Source organism: Paraburkholderia sediminicola (assembly GCF_046027825.1).
GTDB lineage: Bacteria > Pseudomonadota > Gammaproteobacteria > Burkholderiales > Burkholderiaceae > Paraburkholderia > Paraburkholderia sediminicola_D.
On record NZ_JAQQDU010000098.1, the window covers coordinates 1 to 22067 of the forward strand.

A 22067-nucleotide genomic window follows, 5' to 3' on the forward strand; every position below is an offset into this window, starting at 1 on the left:
AGAGGGCGACGGGGGTAACTCCGTCCCCTACTCGATGTGCGCATTGATGCGCGCTGGTGCGTCTGATCAAGCTTCTCGGCTCTGGACCAATCTCGTCCGGCGGCTGTCGGTTAGGGCTTCGCCGTGTGCCACATGTCCTTGAAGCCCTCTCCCTTCATGTCTCCCGCCTGCTTGTCGGCCGCATAGCGATACAGCGGATGGCCTTTGTACGCCCATTGCTTTTTGCCGTCGGCGGAAGGGATGACCGTCCAGTCGCCTGACGGCTTGTCGGATGGGCTCGCCATGGCCGCCGGCCAGTTGCTCATGCAGCCGCCGGTGCAGGCGCTCACGCCGGGCGTGGTGTCTTTGTCGAAGGTATAAAGCGTCATCCCGTCCGCGGTGACGAAGCGGCCGTCGACGATCTTCGGGGCTTCGGCAAAGGCGGTTTGTTGCAGTGCGAGGAGGGCTAGGCAGAAGAGTGTCTTGTGCATGATCTCGGCTCCCGATTTTGGTGTTGGTCTCGCGGAGGACGCGGCATGCGGGCGCGCGTAGGGAATGAACGATTGAAGGGATGCGTTTATTCCCTTGGCTTCGCACGCCTTTGATACCCGCCAGCAAAAAGGCCCGCTCGATGAGCGGGCCTTCGGTTTTATAGGTAGCCAACAAAAAACCCGCAAGCAGCAGGCCGCTTACGGGTTTTGAGTCAAGCTTAATGCGATGTTCTGGTGGAGGCGGCGGGAATCGAACCCGCGTCCAGAAGCACTCTACGACTAGTTCTACATACTTAGTTCTGTCATTTGATTTAACCACCACGACGCGGACGAACACGCTGCGTGACGGCGATTCACTAGGTTTTCGACCCGGGCGTCGTGACGCCGCCAAGGCTTAACTGACGTATATGACCTCTGTCGGTATTGCTACCGGTCTTGCGACTCTAGCCCGTCAGTGAACTAGGCAGAGGACGGCGGCCCTTAGGCTGCCAGTGCGAACGTTTCGTCGTTTGCAGTTACGTTTTTCCCATTGATTAACGAGGTGACGGGTCCTCGGTATGCCCTAGCCGCTTCGCAACCCCTGTCGAAACCAGGTCGCCCCCGCGGTTCGTTGCCCACAATGTCTGGGCCAGCGTAGATTTTACAATAGTTTGACGGCCGCGTCCTGGCTGATTGCCCTGTTGTCTTGCCGTCTCGTCACATTGCTGCACGGTCGCGGCGAAGCCGCAAGGCGCCGTATCGCGTTGCGTGCGTCGTGCCTGCCGCGTTCGCTGTATGCGCTGTATGCGTTCAGCCGCTCAGCCAATGTCGCGCAGCAGCTTCTGCAATTCAGCAGGCGAATGCACGACATGCTGCGCGTGCCATTGCGTCGGTGGAATGTCGTTACCGCAGTAGCCGTAGGCGGCCGCAATGGTCCTCATGCCGGCCGCGAAACCCGCCTGCACATCGCGCAGGTCGTCGCCGACGTAGACGATGCGCTCCGGCACCACATCCAGCTCGCGCGCGGCGTGCAGCAAGGGTGCGGGGTGGGGCTTCGAATGCGGGGTCGTGTCGCCGCTCACCACGCAGCCCGCGCGCTCTTCGAGGCCGAGTTGCGCGATCAGCGGCTCGGTGAGCCTTGCCACCTTGTTCGTCACGATGCCCCAGCGCACGCCCCGTGCGTCGAGATCGTCGAGCAAGGCGGAGATGCCGGGAAACAGCGTGGTCTCGATGCACAAGTCTGCTTCATAGTTGGCGAGAAACTCCGCGCGCATCGACGCGAACTCCTGATCCTCAGGGCCGATGCCGAAGGCCCCGCCGATCAGCCCGCGCGCGCCCGCGGACGCAAGCGGCCGCAGGTCTTCGAGCGGCACCATCTGGAGGCTGCGGTCATGGCGCATTTTGTTGACGGCGGCCGCCAGGTCGGGCGCGGTGTCGGCCAGCGTGCCGTCGAGGTCGAACAGGACAGCCGTGCAAAGACCGAGCGCATTATCGGTGTCTTCGCGTTGGGGCAGGGGCGTGGGATCGCTCATTGATTGGATTGAGTCCGGGCAAGGTCGGGGCGGATCAGGCGTCGCGGCGGCAGGCGAGCATGTAGTTCACGCTCGTGTCGGCGGACAGCGTGAAATGCTTGCTGAGCGGGTTATAAACGATACCTTTGATGTCGGCCGTGCGCAGGTCCGCGGCACGCACGAAGCTCGCCAATTCCGACGGACGGATGAAGCGCGCGTAATCATGCGTGCCCTTGGGCAGCATCCGCGCGATATATTCGGCGCCGATCACCGCGAACAGATATGACTTCACATTGCGGTTCAGCGTGGAGAAAAACACCCAACCGCCTGGTTTCACCAGTGTCTTGCAGGCTTCGACGATCGCGGCCGGTTCGGGCACGTGCTCGAGCATTTCCATGCAGGTGACAACGTCGTAAGTGCCCGGTTCGCGGGCGGCGAGCGCTTCCGCAGCGATTTCTTCGTAGTTGACGGTGACGCCGCTTTCAAGGCTGTGAAGATCTGCCACGCCGAGCGCCTGGCTCGACAGGTCGATTCCCTTCACGTGCGCCCCCAATCCTGCCATCGACTCCGACAGAATGCCGCCGCCGCAGCCGATATCCAGCACGGTTTTGCCGGCGAGATGCGCGTGCGCGTCGATCCAGCTCAGACGAATCGGGTTGAGTTCATGCAGCGGTTTGAATTCGGCGTTCGGGTCCCACCAACGATGCGCGAGATCGCTAAATTTCTGCAGTTCGTGGGGATCGGCGTTGGTCATGGCGGAAGCTGCCTCGATGAGAGCGTTGAGCGGGCGCTCGAGGATAAACCCTGAGTATATAGGCCGGGCGGCGGGGCGGCAAAATGCCGCGCGGCGGCTGGCGCGTCCTATTCCGGCGCGGTGTGCGAATGCTCAGAGGAAGCGGCACCCAGAGTCCGGAGCACAGGCATAAAAAAAGCCCCGCCGAAGCGGGGCTTTGATACTGCGGTAACTTGTAGCTTACTGCTTCGAAGTACCAACAACTTCGACTTCCACGCGACGATCCGGTGCGAGGCAGGCGATGAGTTGCTTGTGATTCTTCTGGTTGCAACCGGTCGTGACCGGGTTGCGCTTGCCCTTGCCTTCCGTATAGATACGGTTGGATTCGATGCCCTTGCTGACCAGGTATGCCTTGACAGCTTGAGCACGGCGCAGCGACAGACGGTCGTTGTACTTGTCCGAACCGATACGGTCCGTGTAACCCGTTGCGACGACGACTTCCAGGTTCAGCGCGCCGATCTTCGATGCCAGATCGTCCAGCTTTTCCTTGCCAGCCGGCTTCAGGATAGCCTTGTCGAAGTCGAACAGAGCGTCAGCTTGATACGTAATCTTTTGGCTCGTAATAGCCGGTGCAGGTGCGACCGGAGCCGGCGGGGTCGGAGCCTGGGCAACCAGGGCGCCATCGCACTTAGCGTTGGCCGTTGCCGGCGTCCAGAATGCATCGCGCCAGCAAAGCTCGTTCGTGCCGTTCATCCACACGTATTCGCCCGTACCATTCACCCAGTTGTCGTTCGTAGCTTGTCGCGACGCCGGCACCGATTGCGCCATGGCGGATGCAGCCATAACTGCGGTAGCTGCAATGAACGCGAGCTTTGAAAGTTTATTCATATTTCTCCTCTCGAAATTGAGATTACCGCAGGTTTACTGCGAGCCTGTTGACGAAGACAAGTCATACATTGCTCGAAGTATAACATCGGTGTAGAACAAAAAACGTGCTGTGTAGACTTCGAGCAGTGTCTAACTCTTTGTGCGTTGGCATTTTGCCATATCGTTCCCTTCCAACGATAAAAAAATCTGTCCCCGATCAAATCGCCCTCCAAATGTGGTGCATGCGCAACAGAAGCAATCCGCTGGAGGCACCGCCAGTCATGGCTGAGCGGCGGATTGGCCCACGCACAAATCGAGCCTGCCCTGGTTGGATGGCGGGGCGTTCAGGCGCCGTTGCCGGTCGCCTGCTAATAGGTATACGTACCCCAGTCGGGGGCGGATGCGCGACATGTTAGAATCGCGTGATGCGTTGCGCCTGCAATGCTTACGCGAAGGCGCGGTTATGTGAGGTTTACGCCGTCGCCTTGGCACGTAAAAGATACGGATAATGGATCAATTCGCCAAAGAGACTCTGCCAATCTCCCTAGAGGAGGAAATGCGCCGTTCGTATCTCGATTACGCGATGAGCGTGATCGTGGGGCGTGCGCTTCCCGATGTTCGCGATGGCCTGAAGCCGGTGCACCGGCGCGTGCTGTACGCGATGCACGAACTGAACAACGACTGGAACCGGGCTTACAAGAAGTCGGCGCGTATTGTCGGCGACGTAATCGGTAAATATCACCCGCACGGCGACACGGCTGTCTACGACACGATTGTCCGGATGGCGCAGAATTTCTCGCTGCGTTACATGCTGGTGGACGGTCAGGGCAACTTCGGTTCGGTCGACGGCGACAACGCCGCGGCAATGCGATACACCGAAATCCGCATGGCAAAGATCGGCCACGAACTGCTGGCCGACATCGACAAGGAAACGGTCGACTTCACGCCGAACTACGACGGCAGCGAAAACGAACCGGCCATCCTGCCGGCGCGTATTCCCAATCTGCTGATCAATGGCTCGTCCGGTATTGCGGTCGGCATGGCGACCAACATCCCGCCGCACAACCTCAATGAGGTTGTCGACGCATGTCAGCATCTGCTGAAAAACCCGGAAGCCACGATCGACGAACTGATCGAGATCATCCCGGCGCCTGACTTCCCGACCGCCGGTATCATCTATGGCGTGGCCGGCGTGCGCGACGGCTATCGCACCGGCCGCGGCCGCGTGCTGATGCGCGCGCTCACGCACTTCGAGGAAATCGACCGCGGTCAGCGCATGTCGATCATCGTCGACGAACTGCCGTACCAGGTGAACAAGCGCTCACTTCTGGAGCGTATCGCCGAGCTGGTCAACGAGAAGAAGCTCGAAGGCATCTCCGACATCCGCGACGAATCCGACAAGAGCGGTATGCGCGTCGTGATCGAGCTGAAGCGCGGGGAAGTGCCGGAAGTCGTGCTCAACAATCTGTATAAGGCGACCCAGCTTCAGGACACCTTCGGCATGAACATGGTCGCGCTGGTCGACGGCCAGCCGAAGCTGCTGAACCTGAAGGAAATGCTGTCGTGCTTCCTGTCGCATCGCCGGGAAGTCCTGACGCGGCGCACTGTATACGAACTGCGCAAGGCCCGCGAACGCGGTCACGTGCTCGAAGGCCTGGCGGTGGCGCTCGCCAACATCGACGAGTTCATCGCGATCATCAAGGCCGCGCCGACTCCGCCGATCGCCAAGCAGGAATTGATGGCGCGTCCGTGGGATTCGTCGCTGGTGCGCGAGATGTTGTCGCGCGCCGAGACGGAAAACGCATCGGTCGGTGGCCGTGAGGCTTATCGCCCTGACGGTTTGAACCCGTCCTTCGGTATGCAGTCCGACGGCCTGTACCGCTTGTCCGACACCCAGGCTCAGGAAATCTTGCAGATGCGTCTGCAACGCCTGACGGGTCTGGAGCAGGACAAGATCATCGGCGAGTACCGCGAAGTGATGGCGCAAATCGCCGACCTGCTGGACATTCTGGCTCGTCCGGAACGCATTACGGCGATCATCGTCGACGAACTGACGTCGATCAAAGCCGAATTCGGCGACGCGCGCCGCTCGAAGATCGAGCTGAACGCAACCGAGCTCAATACCGAAGACCTGATCACGCCGCAAGAAATGGTCGTGACCATGTCGCACGCCGGTTACGTGAAATCGCAGCCGTTGTCCGAATATAGCGCGCAGAAGCGGGGTGGTCGCGGCAAACAGGCCACGGCGATGAAAGAAGACGACTGGATCGACACGCTGTTCATCGCGAACACGCACGATCACATTCTGTGCTTCTCGAATCGTGGTCGCGTCTACAGCGTGAAGGTCTACGAAGTGCCGCAAGGTTCGCGGAACTCACGCGGCCGGCCGATCATCAATATCTTCCCGCTTCAGGACGGCGAGAAGATTACGGTTGTCTTGCCGGTCAAGGAATTCTCGGCCGACAAATTCGTCTTTATGGGCACCGCGTTAGGAACTGTAAAAAAGACGCCGCTGGAAGCGTTTGGCCGCGTGCTGCGTAAAGGTATTATTGCGGTCGGTCTGGATGACGGCGACTACCTGATTGGCGCCGCCATCACGGACGGCCAGCATGACGTGATGCTGTTCTCGGATTCTGGCAAGGCAGTGCGTTTCGACGAGAACGACGTCCGTCCGATGGGCCGTGAAGCACGTGGTGTGCGCGGCATGCAGCTCGAAGACGGTCAGAGCGTGATTGCGTTGCTGGTGGCTGGCGACGAACAGCAGTCGGTGCTGACCGCAACGGAAAACGGCTATGGCAAGCGCACGCCGATTACCGAGTACACGCGTCACGGGCGCGGTACGAAGGGGATGATCGCGATCCAGACGTCGGAGCGTAACGGCAAGGTCGTCGCCGCCACGCTGGTCGATCAGGAAGCGCAGATCATGCTGATCACCAATACGGGCGTGCTGATTCGTACGCGCGTATCGGAAATTCGGGAAATGGGGCGCGCAACCCAAGGTGTTACACTCATCAGCCTTGACGAAGGGACCAAGCTTTCAGGTCTGCAACAGGTTGCTGAGGCGGAAGCAGATGTAGATGTGGAAGGCGACACCGAAGGTCCTGCCGAAGGCGACAACGGCGGTGAAAACGGTGGTGAGGCCTGATCTGCAGCGGCACCTTTCAGTCTCAGTCATTGGTTGAAAGCTGCGCCGGGAATAATGGCGTATCGGGCCGATACGTGTCCCGCGCAGCTTGCAGTTCAAGTTAATTTCTCTTAGGGAGTAATGATGCAAAAACGATTCAAACAACTGATGTTGCTGGCTGCTCTCGTGCCGACCTTCGCTATGGCTCAAGCGCTTCAGAGCCCGGCCCCGGCGGCTCCGGCTGCTGCCGCGGCACCGGTTGATCCGGCCAAGCAGGCCGCAATCAAGGACCTGCTGGACGCAATCGACGCACAGAAGCTGGTCGGCGCAATCGGCAACAGCGCGCAAATGCAGGCTAAGCAACTGGTTCCGGCCATCCTGTCGGACGCCCTGAGCGAAAACAAGACGATGACGGACAAGCAGAAGCAGGCTTCCGTCCCGACGCTGCAAAAGAATGCAGTGCCGAAGCTGGTTGACGGCGCAGGCCAGGTGTTCGCAACGGATTCCTTCCGTCAAGACGCTATGCAAGCTCAGTACGACGCTTACGCGAAGTACTACAGCACGTCGGAAATCAAGGATCTGACCGCGTTCTACAAGAGCCCGACCGGCCGCAAGTTCATCCAGGTGCAAGACCAGGTTGGCCGCGACGTTGTGAACGGCTTGATGCAAAAGTACATGCCGCAATCGATCAAGGCAACGCGTGACCAGGCTGACAAGGAAGTCGCTGCGGTCAAGCCGGCTAAGTAAATTGACGAAGTTGGTCGGTGAATAACGCCGACTAACCCGGTCAAAAGATCGAAAGGCTGCGCTGACATCGCGCTAGCCGCTGCTCGGCAAGCTATATGGCGTGCCGGGTTTGGCGGGTTGGCGATGACAATGCGATAATGGCCGTTTGCGCACACGCGCAGACGGCCATTTTCTTTTTGGGCGCGGAATTGGTGTCAAACACGTGTTGCCAAACACGCGTCGTCAAACTCGTGCTGTCGAGTTCGCGTCGCTAATTTTGCGGTGGCTGCCTTCGCGGCCGCCAACTTCGCCGATTTTTGCGCGATCTGTTCGTTTTCGCGCCAGCTTCCAGGATCTCACGATGCGCGTCTTTAATTTCTCCGCCGGCCCCGCTGCCATGCCCGAAGAAGTGCTGCGTCAGGCAGCCGACGAGATGCTCAATTGGCAGGGCAGTGGCATGAGCGTGATGGAAATGAGCCATCGCGGCAAAGAATTCATGTCGATCCATGAGGAAGCGCTCGTCGATCTGCGCGATCTGCTCGAGGTGCCGGCAAGCCACCGGATTCTGTTCCTGCAGGGCGGTGGCCTGGGTGAAAACGCGATCGTGCCGATGAATCTGATGGGCGCGAAAGCGCGCGCAGATTTCGTCGTGACCGGTTCATGGTCGCAGAAGTCGTTCAAGGAAGCGCAAAAGTACGGCACAGCGCATCTTGCCGCGAGCGGCAAGACTGCCGAGGGCTTCACGCGAGCGCCGGCACGCTCGGAATGGCAACTGTCGGACGATCCGGCCTACGTGCATCTGTGCACCAACGAGACCATTCACGGCGTCGAGACGTTCGAGATTCCTGATCTCGGCGATCTTCCGCTGGTGGCGGACGCCTCGTCGCACATCCTGTCGCGCCCGATGGACATCGCCAAATACGGTGTGCTGTTCGGCGGCGCGCAGAAGAACATCGGCATGGCGGGTGTGACCGTCGTGATCGTGCGCGAAGACATGCTGGATCGCGCGCAAGCGATCTGCCCGTCGGCGTTTGAATGGAAAACCGTCGCCGAGAACAATTCGATGTACAACACGCCGCCCACGTACGCGATTTACATCGCGGGGCTGGTGTTCAAGTGGTTGAAGAAACAGGGCGGCCTTGCTGCGATGGAAGCGCGTAACCTCGAAAAATCGAAGCTGTTGTACGACGCGATCGATTCGAGCAGCTTCTATCTGAACAAGGTCGAGCGTGGCTCGCGCTCGCGGATGAACGTACCGTTTTTCCTCGCCGACGAGTCGCGCAACGAAGATTTCCTGGCCGGCGCGAAAGCGCGGGGAATGGTGCAGCTAAAGGGCCACAAGTCCGTCGGCGGCATGCGGGCGTCGATTTATAACGCTGTCCCGCTCGAAGGCGTCAAAGCGCTTGTCGAATACATGAAGGAATTCGAACAGCGCAGCGCCTGATCGTCGCAGACATTCAGGCGCGCGCATCCTTTCCAGCACGCATTTGTGCAGCAGCTACCGGCAGGACCGTTTTCACGCATGGACGACGAACTCAATACACGACTCAAACCCCTTCGCGAACGCATCGACGCGCTCGACGCGCAACTCATCGCGCTCCTGAATCAGCGCGCCGCGGTGGCGCTCGAAGTGGGCGAGGTCAAGAAGCATTTCAACGCGCCGGTATTCCGCCCGGAGCGCGAACAGCAGGTGATCGCGCGTCTGCAGGATATGAGCACGGGTCCGCTCGCCAGCGAGCATATCAGCGCGATCTGGCGCGAGATCATGGCCGCGAGCCGCGCGCTCGAAAAGACGATCAAGGCCGCGTATCTCGGCCCGGTCGGCACGTATAGCGAACAGGCCATGCACGAGTACTTCGGTCAGTCGATCGAAGGTCTGCCGTGCCCGTCGATCGACGAAGTATTTCGCTCGGTCGAAGCCGGCGCCGCCGAGTTTGGCGTTGTGCCGGTCGAGAATTCGACCGAAGGCGCGGTGTCGCGCACGCTCGATCTGCTGCTGCAAACCCAGCTCACGATCGGCGGCGAACTGGCCTTGCCGATTCACCACAATCTCCTGACGCAGAACGGCGGCCTCACTGGTGTGAAGCGGGTGTGCGCGCACGCGCAGGCGCTTGCCCAGTGCCAGCGCTGGCTCGCGACCAACGCGCCGCATCTCGAACGTCAGGCGGTGTCGAGCAATGCCGAAGCCGCGCGCATGGCAGCGGAAGATCCGACTGTCGCGGCGATCGCCGGTGATCGCGCCGCGACGCATTACGGTCTGCAAGTTGCGTATGCCCTGATCCAGGACGATCCGCACAACCGCACGCGTTTCGTGATGATCGGCAAGGAGCGCACCGGCGTCAGCGGGCACGACCAGACGTCGTTGATCGTGTCGGTGGCGAACGAGCCGGGCGCCGTGTTCAAGTTGCTGGAGCCGTTGGCGCGCCATAGCGTATCGATGACCCGTTTCGAGTCGCGCCCAGCGCGCGTCGGCACGTGGGAGTACTACTTCTATATCGACGTCGAAGGCCATCGCGATGAGCCGGCGGTCGCCGCCGCGCTGACCGAACTCGGTCAGAAAGCCGCGTTCCTGAAGATACTCGGCTCGTATCCGCGCGCCCGTTGATGTCGGGTGAGGCGCGCACCGGTCGCTCGGGCGCGCCTGTTGCAGGTTTACCTACTACTAATTAGTCGTTCGGAGATTTTCATGACAACGTCCTTCGGTCCTTCCTATGTGCGCGCGATTGCGCCTTACATCGCCGGCAAACCGATTTCGGAAGTGGCCCGCGAGTTCGGTCTCGACGAAGCGTCCATCGTGAAACTCGCGTCGAACGAAAATCCGCTCGGCATGCCGGAATCGGCGCAACGCGCCATGGCGCAAGCGGCCAGCGAACTCGGCCGCTATCCGGACGCGAACGCATTCGAACTGAAGGCAGCGCTGAGCGAGCGTTACGGCGTGCCGGCCGACTGGGTCACGCTCGGCAATGGCAGCAACGACATTCTCGAAATTGCCGCGCATGCGCTTGTCGAGAAGGGCCAGTCGATCGTCTACGCGCAATACTCGTTCGCGGTGTACGCGCTCGCCACGCAAGGCGTCGGTGCGCGTGCGATCGTCGTACCGGCCGTCAAGTACGGCCACAACCTTGACGCGATGCTCGTCGCGATCACGGACGACACCCGCCTGCTCTTCGTTGCGAACCCGAACAACCCGACCGGCACGTTTATCGAAGGCGCGAAGCTCGAGGCGTTTCTCGACAAGGTGCCGCGTCACGTGGTCGTCGTGCTCGACGAGGCGTACACGGAATATCTGCCGGAAGAGAAGCGCTACGATTCGATCGCGTGGGTGCGCCGCTATCCGAATCTGCTGGTGTCGCGCACGTTCTCGAAGGCGTTTGGTCTCGCCGGCTTGCGTGTCGGCTTCGCCATCGCGCAGCCTGAGTTGACCGATCTGCTGAACCGTCTGCGTCAGCCGTTCAACGTGAACACGCTGGCGCAAGCTGCGGCGATCGCGGCGCTGAACGACAAGGCGTTTCTGGAGAAGAGCGCGGCCTTGAATGCGCAAGGCTATCGCCGCCTGACCGAAGCGTTCGACAAACTCGGTCTCGAATATGTGCCGTCGGACGGCAACTTCGTGCTGGTGCGCGTCGGCAGCGATGACGCAGCCGGTAACCGCGTCAACCTCGCGTTGCTCAAGCAGGGTGTGATCGTTCGCCCGGTCGGCAACTACGGTTTGCCGCAATGGCTGCGCATCACGATCGGCCTGCCGGAAGAAAACGAAGCGTTCCTCGCGGCACTCGAAAAGACGCTTGCCCCTGCGTAAGCGGTTGACCTTGACCCGCGCGCCTCATTTCATGAAAGGCGCGCTTTTTCTGTGACCGACGTGGCCGCGTTCTCTTTTAACAAGCTGGTGATTTTTGGTGTCGGCCTGATCGGCGGATCGCTCGCGCGCGCGCTGCGTGAGCGGGGCGAGCGGGGTGAGGCAACAGGCGCGCGAGCCGTGATTGGTGTCGGGCGTTCATCCGCGTCGACGGCGCGCGCGCTGGAGTTGGGTGTGATCGACGGATCCGCAGCGTTGAACGACGACGCGGCGTTGCGCGCTGCGCTGTCCGGCGCGGATATCGTGTTGCTTGCCGCGCCGGTCGCGCAGACACAACCGCTGCTTGAACGCATTGCACCGTTTCTCGATGCGGATACGATCGTTACCGATGCCGGCAGCACCAAGTCCGACGTGGTTGCATCCGCGCGCGCGGCGCTCGGTGCGCGCATCGGCCAGTTCGTGCCGGGGCATCCGATTGCCGGCCGTGAGGCGAGCGGTCCGGATGCGGCGTTGCCCGACCTTTACGTCAACCGCAACGTCGTGTTGTGCCCGCTGCCGGAGAACGCGTCGGTAGCCGTCGAGCGCGTTGCTGCGATGTGGCGTGCTACCGGCGCCTGTGTGCGCGACATGACGCCCGAGCAGCACGACCGTGTGCTCGCCTCGGTCAGCCATTTGCCGCACGTTTTGTCGTTCGCGCTGGTCGAGCAGATTCTCAATTCGCCCGACGCGGCGCTGAAATTTTCATTCGCCGCCGGCGGTTTCCGTGACTTCACGCGCATCGCCGCGTCGAGCCCGGAAATGTGGCGCGACGTGTGCGTGGCGAATCGCGTTGCGCTGCTTGACGAACTGGATGCCTACACGGCGGTGCTCGCGCGTTTGCGCGCAGCGATCGACACCGCCGACGGCGCCGCGCTCGAAGCGGTGTTCGCGCGCTCGCGTATCGCACGTACCGAGTGGCAGGAACAGCGCACTAACGCGGCCGCCTTGGGCGACGCGTCGAAATAACCGGAACTGGACTCAATCATGGAATTCCTCGATCTCGGACCATTTTCTCGTGCGTCCGGCACGGTTCGTTTGCCCGGTTCGAAGAGCATTTCGAATCGTGTGCTGCTGCTCGCGGCGCTCGCCGAAGGCGAAACGACGATCACGAACCTGCTCGACTCCGACGACACCCGCGTGATGCTCGACGCGCTCGAAAAGCTCGGCGTGCGTCTGAAGCGTGAAGGCGACACGTGTGTTGTGACCGGCACGCGTGGTGCATTTACGGCGCGCACGGCCGATCTGTTCCTCGGCAACGCCGGTACGGCCGTGCGTCCGCTGACCGCGGCGCTCGCGGTGAATGGCGGCGACTATCGGATTCACGGCGTGCCGCGTATGCACGAGCGGCCGATCGGCGATCTGGTCGACGGCTTGCGGCAGATCGGCGCGAAGATCGACTACGAAGAGAACGACGGCTATCCGCCGCTGCGGATTCGCCCGGCGCAGATTCTGGCCGACGCGCCGATCCGGGTGCGTGGTGACGTGTCGAGCCAGTTCCTGACCTCGCTTCTGATGACGCTGCCGCTGTTGCGTACGGAAAGCGGCGTGACCACAGTGCAGGTGGATGGCGAGCTGATCTCAAAGCCCTATATCGAGATCACGATCAAACTGATGGAGCGCTTCGGCATCAAGGTCGAGCGCCATGAATGGCACCGGTTTATCGTGCCGGCGGGGCAGCGCTATCAGTCGCCGGGCACCATCATGGTGGAAGGCGACGCATCGTCGGCGTCGTATTTCCTTGCTGCCGGCGCGCTCGGCGGCGGCCCGCTGCGGGTGGAAGGCGTTGGCCGCTCCAGCATCCAGGGCGATGTCGGCTTTGCCGATGCGCTCATCAAGATGGGCGCAAATCTGCAGATGGGCGATGACTGGATCGAAGTGCGCGGCGTCGGCAACGACAACGGCAAGCTCGATCCGATCGACATGGACTTCAACCTGATTCCCGACGCCGCGATGACGATCGCCGTCGCCGCGCTGTTCGCGGACGGTACCACCACGCTGCGCAACATCGCCAGCTGGCGCGTCAAGGAAACCGACCGGATCGCCGCGATGGCGACCGAGCTGCGCAAGGTCGGCGCGAAGGTGCAGGAGGGCGAGGATTTCCTCGTTGTCACGCCGCCCGAAAAACTGATTCCGAATGCCTCGATCGACACCTACGACGATCACCGCATGGCGATGTGTTTCTCGCTCGTGAGCCTGGGCGGCGTGCCGATCCGGATCAACGACCCGAAGTGCGTCGGCAAAACTTTCCCCGATTATTTCGAGCGCTTCACGGCGCTCGCTCAACCCTGATTCGCTCCCGAATCGACTGACGTGCGACTTTTTCGATGAAACCGATCCGTCCCTTTCACCAAACGCCCGTCATTACGATCGACGGCCCCAGTGCCTCCGGCAAAGGCACCGTGGCCGCGCTGGTCGCCGCGAGTCTCGGCTTCCACTTGCTGGATAGTGGCGCGCTATACCGGCTCGCCGCGCTGGCCAGCATGCGCTACAGCGTCGCCGCGGATGACGCCGACGCCCTTGTCAGCCTGATCGACGATCTGCACATCACTTTTCGTGAGGGACTGGCGCTGCTCGACGGCGCCGACGTATCGGCCGACATTCGCGCGGAGGAAGTCGGCAGCCGCGCCTCGGCAATTGCCGTGCACGCGCCCGTGCGAACCGCGCTGGTGGCCCGTCAGCGGGCTTTCCGTAAGGAACCGGGGCTGGTCGCCGACGGCCGGGACATGGGCACGGTGATCTTCCAGGACGCCGTGCTGAAGGTGTTCATGACCGCCAGCGTCGAGGCCCGTGCGGCGCGCCGGCATAAGCAATTGATCCAAAAAGGATTTTCTGCTAATATAGATGACTTGCTCCGGGATTTGCGTGAGCGCGACGAGCGTGACAGTCAGCGCGCGGCCGCGCCGCTCAAGCCCGCAGCGGATGCAAAGCTGCTTGATACCTCGGCATTGTCCATCGACCAGGCGGTCGAACAGGTGGTGCAGTGGTATGAAGCATGGGTCCCGCATGCCTGATGTCCGGGCAGTGGGCGCAGTAGAAAAGCAGTGAGAAGTAGAGCGTTGTCAGTAGGTGCTCCGCGATGGTCGTGGAGCGTGTATTAACCCCTTAACCCCGCGTGGCATTCGCATTCTTGCCGTTGTAGCTGACCGTCCGGCCAGCCGGGCACCGCGAGAACCATGCAAATTTTGATTTTTATGTCCGACCTGCAAACTTCCAACCCGAATACCGAATCTTTTGCGGCTCTGTTCGAAGAGTCGCTGACCAAGCAAGACATGCGCGCCGGCGAAGTGATTTCCGCCGAAGTCGTGCGTGTTGACCACAACTTCGTGGTCGTCAACGCTGGTCTCAAGTCCGAAGCCTACATCCCGCTCGAAGAGTTCCTGAACGACGCGGGCGAGGTAGAAGTGCAGGCGGGCGACTTCGTTTCCGTCGCGATCGACGCGCTGGAAAACGGCTATGGCGACACCATCCTGTCGCGCGACAAGGCGAAGCGTCTGGCTTCGTGGCTGTCGCTGGAAAAGGCCCTCGACAACAACGAACTCGTGACCGGCACGATCACGGGCAAGGTCAAGGGCGGCATGACCGTCATGGTCAACGGCATCCGAGCGTTCCTGCCGGGTTCGCTGGTTGACACGCGTCCGGTCAAGGACACGACCCCGTACGAAGGCAAGACGCTGGAATTCCGCGTCATCAAGCTCGACCGCAAGCGTAACAACGTCGTGCTGTCGCGCCGTGCTGTGATCGAAGCGACCCAAGGCGAAGAGCGCGCAAAGCTGCTCGAAACGCTGAAGGAAGGCGCGATCGTGGAAGGCGTGGTGAAGAACATCACGGATTACGGCGCATTCGTGGACCTCGGCGGTATCGACGGCCTGCTGCACATCACCGACATCGCATGGCGTCGTGTGCGTCACCCGAGCGAAGTGCTGTCGGTTGGCCAGGAAGTCACCGCGAAGATCCTCAAGTTCGATCAAGAGAAGAACCGCGTTTCGCTGGGTATCAAGCAACTGGGCGACGATCCGTGGGAAGGCATTTCCCGCCGTTACCCGTCGGGCACGCGCCTGTTCGGTAAGGTCACCAACATCACCGACTACGGCGCATTCGTCGAAGTGGAATCGGGCATCGAAGGCCTGGTTCACGTGTCGGAAATGGACTGGACGAACAAGAACGTTGCACCGTCGAAGGTTGTGCAGCTGGGCGACGAAGTCGAAGTCATGGTTCTCGAAATCGACGAAGACCGCCGCCGTATCAGCCTCGGCATGAAGCAATGCAAGCCGAACCCGTGGGACGACTTCAGCCGCAACTTCAAGAAGGGCGACAAGCTGCAAGGCGCAATCAAGTCGATCACCGACTTCGGCGTCTTCATCGGTCTGCCGGGCGGCATCGACGGTCTGGTTCACCTGTCGGACCTGTCGTGGAGCGAAACGGGCGAAGAAGCGGTTCGCAAGTACAAGAAGGGCGACGAAGTGGAAGCGATTGTTCTCGGCATCGACGTCGAGAAGGAACGCATTTCGCTGGGTATCAAGCAGCTCGAAGGCGACCCGTTCAGCAACTTCGTTGCCATGAACGACAAGGGTTCGATCGTCGACGGCGTGGTCAAGACGGTAGATGCGAAGGGTGCAGTGGTTCAGCTGTCGGCGGAAGTCGAAGGCTACCTGCGCGCTTCGGAGCTGTCGCAAGACCGCGTGGAAGATGCTCGCAACGTGCTGAAGGACGGCGACAAGGTCAACGCGATGATCATCAACATCGATCGCAAGTCGCGTGGCATCAACCTGTCGATCAAGGCCAAGGACTCGGCTGAGCAACAGGAAGCGATCCGCGGCCTGGCTTCGTCGGATTCGAGCTCGGCTGCTACCGGCACGACGAACCTCGGCGCGCTGCTGAAGGCCAAGCTTGACGGTCAGAACCAGTAATTGAGGAACGCCCCCAAACCTGTCGCCTGGCGGCAGGCCCCCTCGAGAAGGGGAAAAATAGACATGGGGGCGGCCCGGCGTTTTCTTGAGAGGTCTGCTGCAGTATGACCAAATCGGAATTGGTCGCCCAGCTGGCTACGCGATTTCCGCAGCTTGTACTTAAAGATGCGGATTTCGCGGTGAAGACGATGCTTGATGCGATGTCGGAGGCGCTTGCCAACGGCCATCGCATCGAAATTCGCGGCTTCGGCAGCTTCGGCCTTAATCGTCGTCCCTCCCGTGTCGGGCGTAATCCGAAGTCGGGCGAGAAGGTGCTGGTACCTGAGAAGTACGTACCGCATTTCAAGCCGGGCAAGGAATTGCGCGAGCGGGTAGACCGACGTTCGGGCGAGCCGCTGAAGGCCGATGAGCCGGATGACGACGACCTGTAAATGCTTCGCTGTGCGGTTTGCAGCATGGCATTGGTAGCGTCAGCGGCCAAAGCCAGACGGCAAAAGACCAGAAAAAGCGCCTTCGGGCGCTTTTTTTTCGTCCGCTTCTTTTGTCCGCTGCGCCCGGCATATTCCCCAGTCGAACACCCCTGCCCATGCATCCGCCTGCGGCAAGATAAACCTCGCGTTAGCCCTCTATCAGCCAGTTCCTGCCCAGCCGCGAGGGCATCCATTACAATACGGGTCACTTCGGCGCGGGCAACACCGTGGCGCGACGCGTCATCAAGCCGGCGTCACCCCGCAACTGCCGTCAAGAGACCTATTCATGAAATTTATCGTCTGGCTGATCCGTGTGCTGGTGTTCGTGCTCCTGCTGGTGCTCGCGCTCTCCAATACACAACCCGCTACGCTGAATTTCCTCGCTGGCTACGCGTGGTCGGCGCCTTTGATTCTGATCGGCCTGGCGTTCTTCGTGGTGGGGTTGCTGGCCGGGCTGGTGTCGTCGATGCCGGCCATGGTGCGCCTGCGCATGGAGAATGGCCGGCTCAAGCGCGAGTTGCGTGTGGCGCGCGAAGCCCCCGTCGTGGTCGAACAACCGCCCATGCCGCCGCTGATCTAAGTTGTCTTCTGCCGCGCTTCCGAAGCGCGGCTTTCCGTTTCCGCTGTCCCGCTATTTGCATTAATCGCATGGATCTAGACTTCTGGTGGCTGCTTGTCATACCCGTCGCTTTTGCGTTCGGCTGGATGGCCGCACGCTACGACCTCAAGACGCTGCTGTCCGAAAGCGCCAACCTGCCGCGTTCGTACTTCCGCGGCCTGAATTTCCTGCTCAATGAGCAGCCTGACCAGGCGATCGACGCGTTTATCGAAGTCGTCAAGCTCGACCCGGAAACGATCGAGTTGCACTTCGCGCTGGGTAATCTGTTCCGCCGCCGAGGCGAGACCGACCGCGCGATTCGCGTGCATCAGAACCTGCTGAGCCGTACCGATCTGCCCGTCACCGAGCGCGATCACGCGCTGTTCGAACTGGGCCAGGATTTCCTGAAGGCCGGGCTGCTCGATCGCGCCGAAGAAACCTTCCGCTCGCTTGAGACCGGCAATTACGCGCTGGGTGCGCAGCGTGCGCTGCTAACCATCTACCAGATTGAGAAAGACTGGGTTAAATCGATCGACACCGCGCGCCATCTGGAAACAATGGGTGCTGAGTCACTCGACAAGGACATCGCGCAGTTTCATTGCGAGCTCGCCCAGGAGGCGCTCCAACAGAAAAACGCCGACGAAGCACGACGTCAGCTAGGCTTTGCATTAAAGGCGAACCCGACCAACGTCCGCGCCACGATCCTGTTCGGCGACGTTGATGCAACGGGCGGTTCGCAGGAGGCGGCGATCGCCCAATGGCGGCGCGTCGAGGAACAGAATCCTGCTTATCTGCCGCTCGTCGCGGAAAAGCTGATGAAGGCCTATGAGGCGCTCGGCCGTCCGCAGGATGGCGCCGATCTGCTCATCACATGGGTGGACCGCTATCCGTCGAGCGATCTGCTCGACGTGACCTATCAGCACATTGCGGCGATACGCGGGCCCGACGCAGCGCATGCGCTGGCGCGCTCGCAGATGCAGAAGTCGCCGAATCTGGCCGGCATGACGCGTCTGCTGGAAGCCCAGGAAGCCGCCGCGGAAGAGCCGCGGAAGAGCGAGCTCGAACTGATGCGGACGCTGATTCGTCAGCGCACCAAAAATTTGCCGCGGTATACGTGCCAGGATTGTGGTTTCAGGGCGCGGCTGTTCTACTGGCAGTGCCCGGGTTGCAGTGGTTGGGAAACCTATGCGCCGCGCCGCGTCGAACCGATCACGGCGTCGAACTGATAGCGAATGCAACCGTATAGCCATGCCGCAACGACGGCGGCCCGTCAGGCGGATTAGGCCCGGCGGGATCAGACGGCCTTGTTCACTACGAGAAACCCTCACCGGAACCCTCTACCGGAAAGCGTATGAAAATCACCATTATCGGCACGGGTTATGTTGGCCTTGTCACCGGCGCGTGCCTCGCCGAAATCGGCCATGACGTCTTCTGTCTCGACGTCGATCCGCGCAAGATCGAAATCCTCAACAACGGCGGCGTGCCGATCCACGAGCCGGGTTTGCTCGAGATGATCGCCCGCACGCGCAAGGCGCGCCGCATCACGTTTTCGACGGATATCGAAGCCAGTGTGGCGCACGGCGAGGTGCAGTTCATCGCCGTTGGCACACCGCCCGACGAAGACGGCTCAGCCGATCTGCAATACGTGCTCGAAGCGGCGCGTAACATCGGCCGCACGATGAACGGCTTCAAGGTGATTGTCGACAAATCGACGGTGCCGGTCGGTACTGCGCAACGCGTGCGCGCGGTGATCGAAGAGGAGCTGGCCAAACGCGGGCTCGCCAACAGCGAGCAGCACCGCTTCTCGGTGGTGTCCAACCCTGAGTTCCTGAAGGAAGGCGCAGCGGTCGACGACTTCATGCGCCCTGATCGCATCGTGCTCGGCAGCGACGAAGACGAAGCCGGCCTGCGCGCACGCGAACTGATGAAACGTCTGTACGCGCCGTTCAACCGCAATCACGAGCGCACGCTGCACATGGATGTACGCTCGGCTGAGTTCACGAAATACGCAGCTAATGCGATGCTCGCCACGCGCATCTCGTTCATGAACGAGATGTCGAATCTGGCGGATCGGGTCGGTGCGGATATCGAAGCGGTGCGTCGCGGCATCGGCTCGGACCCGCGCATCGGCTATCACTTCCTGTATGCCGGTTGCGGCTACGGCGGCTCGTGCTTCCCGAAGGACGTGCAGGCGCTGATCCGCACCGCGAGCGAAAGCGGCCACAATCTGCGCATTCTCGAAGCGGTCGAGGAAGTGAACTACAAGCAGAAAGATGTGCTGGTGCGCAAGATTACGGGCAAGCTCGGCGAAGATCTGAGCGGCCGCACGTTCGCCGTGTGGGGGCTCGCGTTCAAGCCGAATACCGACGATATGCGCGAGGCACCGAGCCGCCGCGTGATCGCTGAGTTGCTGGCGCGTGGCGCCCACGTGCGCGCATACGATCCGGTCGCGGTGGCCGAAGCGCGCCGGGTGTTCGCCCTGGATCTGCACGATGCACCGGACCAGCTCGCGCGTCTCACGTTCACGAGCACCCAGGACGAAACGCTCACCGGCGCCGATGCGCTGGTAGTCGTCACCGAATGGAAGGAATTCAAGAGCCCGGACTTCCTGCATCTGAAATCGGTGCTGAAGTCACCGCTGATTTTCGACGGCCGCAATCTGTACGAGCCGGACGCGATGACCGAGCTCGGCATCGACTATCACTCGATCGGACGCCCTTATGCCCAGCCCTCTGAATTTCCGGCCGATGTCTCCAGCAATGCCTGAGGCCGCTCAGTCCACACCCGCGTCCGCACTGACCGTGGTGCCGCGCGAACGTCTCGGCGCGGCGCGCGTGCTGGTAGTCGGCGATGTCATGCTCGATCGCTACTGGTTTGGCGACGTGAACCGTATTTCGCCGGAAGCGCCGGTGCCGGTCGTGCATGTGCAGCGCCAGGAAGACCGTCTCGGCGGCGCGGCGAACGTGGCGCGCAATGCGGTTGCGCTCGGCGCGCAAGCCGGTTTGCTGTGCGTGGTCGGCCATGACGAACCCGGCGAGCGCATCGTGCAATTGCTCGCCGAAAGCGGTGTCGTGCCGCATCTGGAGCGCGATCCGGATTTGCTCACCACGATCAAACTGCGCGTGCTGTCGCGTCAGCAACAGTTGCTGCGCGTCGACTTCGAAAACTCGCCGGCGCACGAAGTGCTGCTCGCGGGCCTCGCGCGTTTCGACGACCTGCTGCCGTCGCACGACGTGATCCTCATGTCCGATTACGCGAAGGGTGGTCTCACGCACGTCACGCAGATGATCGCGAAGGCGCATGCGGCGGGCAAGCCCGTGCTGGTCGATCCGAAGGGCGACGACTGGGAGCGCTATCGCGGCGCCACGCTGATCACACCGAATCGCGCCGAGTTGCGCGAGGTGGTCGGACAGTGGAGGTCCGAAGAAGATCTGATTGCGCGCGTGACTAAACTGCGTGCCGATCTTGAGTTCAAGGCGTTGCTGCTGACGCGTTCGGAAGAGGGCATGACGCTCTTCGCCGACGACGGCATCCTGCACGCTTCGGCCGTTGCACGCGAAGTGTATGATGTATCGGGCGCGGGCGACACGGTGATTGCCACGCTTGCCGCCATGCTCGGCGCGGGTCTTACGCTGGTCGAGGCGGTCGGGCTCGCGAATCGCGCGGCCGGCATCGTGGTCGGCAAGCTCGGCACCGCCACCGTCAACTACGACGAACTCTTTCATTGATGCGGTCCGCGGGGTCTCCTGCCTGGCGCCTTCCAGCGGCGCGAAGCAGGGATACGCGGGGCGTCAACTGAACATCTTTACCGCAGGATCATCATGACCCTCATCGTCACCGGCGCGGCCGGCTTTATCGGCAGCAATCTCGTGAAGGCGCTCAATGAGCGCGGTGAACACCGCATCATCGCGGTCGATAACCTCACGCGCGCGGACAAGTTCAAGAATCTCGTCGACTGCGAGATCGACGATTATCTCGACAAAACCGAATTCGTCGAGCGCTTCAAGCGGGGCGATTTCGGCAAAGTACGCGCGATTTTCCATGAAGGCGCCTGCTCGGACACGATGGAGACCGACGGCCGCTACATGATGGACAACAACTTCCGCTATAGCCGTGAAGTGCTCGATGTCTGTCTCGCGCAGAACATCCAGTTTCTGTATGCGTCCTCGGCGGCAACGTATGGCGGTTCGAGCCGTTTTGTCGAAGAGCGCGAAGTCGAGCAGCCGCTGAACGTGTACGGCTATTCGAAGTTCCTGTTCGACCAGGTGATTCGCCGCGTGTTGCCCACCGCGAAGAGTCAGATTGCCGGCTTCCGTTATTTCAACGTGTACGGACCGCGCGAGACGCACAAGGCGCGTATGGCGTCGGTGGCCTTTCACAACTTCAACCAGTTCCGTGCGGAAGGCAAGGTCAAGCTGTTCGGCGAATACAACGGTTATGCCGCCGGCGAGCAGACGCGCGATTTCGTCTCTGTCGAAGACGTGGTCAAGGTGAACCTGTTTTTCTTCGACAATCCGGACAAGTCGGGCATTTTCAACCTGGGCAGTGGCCGTGCGCAGCCGTTCAACGACATTGCGAGCACGGTGGTCAACACGCTGCGTGCGTTGAACAACGAGCCGCCGTTGTCGCTCGCGGACCAGGTGCAGCGCGGGCTGATCGAATATATTCCGTTCCCCGATGCATTGCGTGGCAAGTACCAATGCTTCACGCAGGCTGACCTGACGAAGCTGCGTGCTACCGGTTACGACGCGCCGTTCCTGAGCGTGCAGGAAGGTGTCGATCGATACGTACGTTGGCTATTCGGCCAGGTGTAAATCTTTCGGATACCTCTTTAAACTGGAATCTCC

Annotated in this window: 19 protein-coding genes and 1 other RNA gene; 15 read left to right on the plus strand and 5 right to left on the minus strand. The window is 61.2% G+C overall.

Annotated features, from left to right (window positions below):
- Positions 1–110: 110 nt before the first annotated feature.
- The 5 genes from PQQ96_RS34500 to ompA form a co-directional block, all read right to left on the minus strand.
- Positions 111–470, minus strand: coding sequence for a COG4315 family predicted lipoprotein (locus PQQ96_RS34500; protein ID WP_408300823.1), 360 nt, complete (start codon positions 468–470; stop codon positions 111–113).
- A 232-nt stretch (positions 471–702) separates the two neighbouring features.
- Positions 703–1072, minus strand: a transfer-messenger RNA (tmRNA) gene (gene ssrA / locus PQQ96_RS34505).
- 195 nt (positions 1073–1267) lie between these two features.
- Positions 1268–1981, minus strand: a complete 714-nt coding sequence (gene gph, locus PQQ96_RS34510; RefSeq protein ID WP_408300825.1) for a phosphoglycolate phosphatase — start codon at positions 1979–1981, stop codon at positions 1268–1270.
- Between the two features lie 34 nt (positions 1982–2015).
- On the minus strand, positions 2016–2714 hold the full coding sequence (gene ubiG / locus PQQ96_RS34515) for a bifunctional 2-polyprenyl-6-hydroxyphenol methylase/3-demethylubiquinol 3-O-methyltransferase UbiG (RefSeq protein WP_408300827.1): 699 nt from the start codon (positions 2712–2714) through the stop codon (positions 2016–2018).
- A gap of 219 nt (positions 2715–2933) precedes the next feature.
- Positions 2934–3581: an outer membrane protein OmpA gene (gene ompA / locus PQQ96_RS34520; RefSeq protein ID WP_028200089.1), complete on the minus strand. Its 648-nt coding sequence runs from the start codon at positions 3579–3581 to the stop codon at positions 2934–2936.
- Positions 3582–4068: 487 nt separating this feature from the next.
- Between ompA and gyrA the strand changes: the two genes are divergently transcribed.
- From gyrA to rfaD, 15 genes are all read left to right on the plus strand, one after another.
- Positions 4069–6705: a DNA gyrase subunit A gene (gyrA, locus tag PQQ96_RS34525; protein ID WP_459252146.1), complete on the plus strand. Its 2637-nt coding sequence runs from the start codon at positions 4069–4071 to the stop codon at positions 6703–6705.
- A 123-nt stretch (positions 6706–6828) separates the two neighbouring features.
- On the plus strand, positions 6829–7431 hold the full coding sequence (locus tag PQQ96_RS34530) for a DUF2059 domain-containing protein (protein ID WP_408300831.1): 603 nt from the start codon (positions 6829–6831) through the stop codon (positions 7429–7431).
- A 340-nt stretch (positions 7432–7771) separates the two neighbouring features.
- Positions 7772–8854 (plus strand): 3-phosphoserine/phosphohydroxythreonine transaminase, encoded by a 1083-nt coding sequence (serC, locus tag PQQ96_RS34535; protein WP_408300833.1) that lies wholly within the window; start codon positions 7772–7774, stop codon positions 8852–8854.
- Between the two features lie 78 nt (positions 8855–8932).
- Positions 8933–10015: a prephenate dehydratase gene (gene pheA / locus PQQ96_RS34540; protein WP_408300835.1), complete on the plus strand. Its 1083-nt coding sequence runs from the start codon at positions 8933–8935 to the stop codon at positions 10013–10015.
- Positions 10016–10096: 81 nt separating this feature from the next.
- Positions 10097–11209: a histidinol-phosphate transaminase gene (hisC, locus tag PQQ96_RS34545; RefSeq protein ID WP_408300837.1), complete on the plus strand. Its 1113-nt coding sequence runs from the start codon at positions 10097–10099 to the stop codon at positions 11207–11209.
- Between the two features lie 51 nt (positions 11210–11260).
- A complete protein-coding gene (locus tag PQQ96_RS34550; protein ID WP_408300839.1) occupies positions 11261–12211 on the plus strand; it encodes a prephenate dehydrogenase in 951 nt (316 codons plus the stop codon).
- Between the two features lie 18 nt (positions 12212–12229).
- Positions 12230–13534, plus strand: a complete 1305-nt coding sequence (aroA, locus tag PQQ96_RS34555; protein ID WP_408300841.1) for a 3-phosphoshikimate 1-carboxyvinyltransferase — start codon at positions 12230–12232, stop codon at positions 13532–13534.
- Between the two features lie 35 nt (positions 13535–13569).
- Positions 13570–14256: a (d)CMP kinase gene (gene cmk, locus PQQ96_RS34560; protein ID WP_408300843.1), complete on the plus strand. Its 687-nt coding sequence runs from the start codon at positions 13570–13572 to the stop codon at positions 14254–14256.
- Positions 14257–14418: 162 nt separating this feature from the next.
- A complete protein-coding gene (rpsA, locus tag PQQ96_RS34565) occupies positions 14419–16152 on the plus strand; it encodes a 30S ribosomal protein S1 (RefSeq protein WP_074282568.1) in 1734 nt (577 codons plus the stop codon).
- A 104-nt stretch (positions 16153–16256) separates the two neighbouring features.
- Positions 16257–16583, plus strand: a complete 327-nt coding sequence (locus tag PQQ96_RS34570) for an integration host factor subunit beta (protein ID WP_028200079.1) — start codon at positions 16257–16259, stop codon at positions 16581–16583.
- Positions 16584–16908: 325 nt separating this feature from the next.
- On the plus strand, positions 16909–17202 hold the full coding sequence (locus PQQ96_RS34575; RefSeq protein WP_074282569.1) for a LapA family protein: 294 nt from the start codon (positions 16909–16911) through the stop codon (positions 17200–17202).
- 68 nt (positions 17203–17270) lie between these two features.
- Positions 17271–18446 (plus strand): lipopolysaccharide assembly protein LapB, encoded by a 1176-nt coding sequence (gene lapB, locus PQQ96_RS34580; protein WP_408300845.1) that lies wholly within the window; start codon positions 17271–17273, stop codon positions 18444–18446.
- Positions 18447–18571: 125 nt separating this feature from the next.
- Positions 18572–19987 (plus strand): UDP-glucose dehydrogenase family protein, encoded by a 1416-nt coding sequence (locus PQQ96_RS34585; protein WP_408300847.1) that lies wholly within the window; start codon positions 18572–18574, stop codon positions 19985–19987.
- Positions 19941–20948, plus strand: coding sequence for a D-glycero-beta-D-manno-heptose-7-phosphate kinase (gene rfaE1, locus PQQ96_RS34590; RefSeq protein ID WP_408300849.1), 1008 nt, complete (start codon positions 19941–19943; stop codon positions 20946–20948). The genes PQQ96_RS34585 and rfaE1 overlap by 47 nt, the downstream gene beginning before the upstream one ends.
- A gap of 93 nt (positions 20949–21041) precedes the next feature.
- A complete protein-coding gene (gene rfaD, locus PQQ96_RS34595) occupies positions 21042–22034 on the plus strand; it encodes an ADP-glyceromanno-heptose 6-epimerase (protein ID WP_408300851.1) in 993 nt (330 codons plus the stop codon).
- Positions 22035–22067 lie beyond the last annotated feature (33 nt).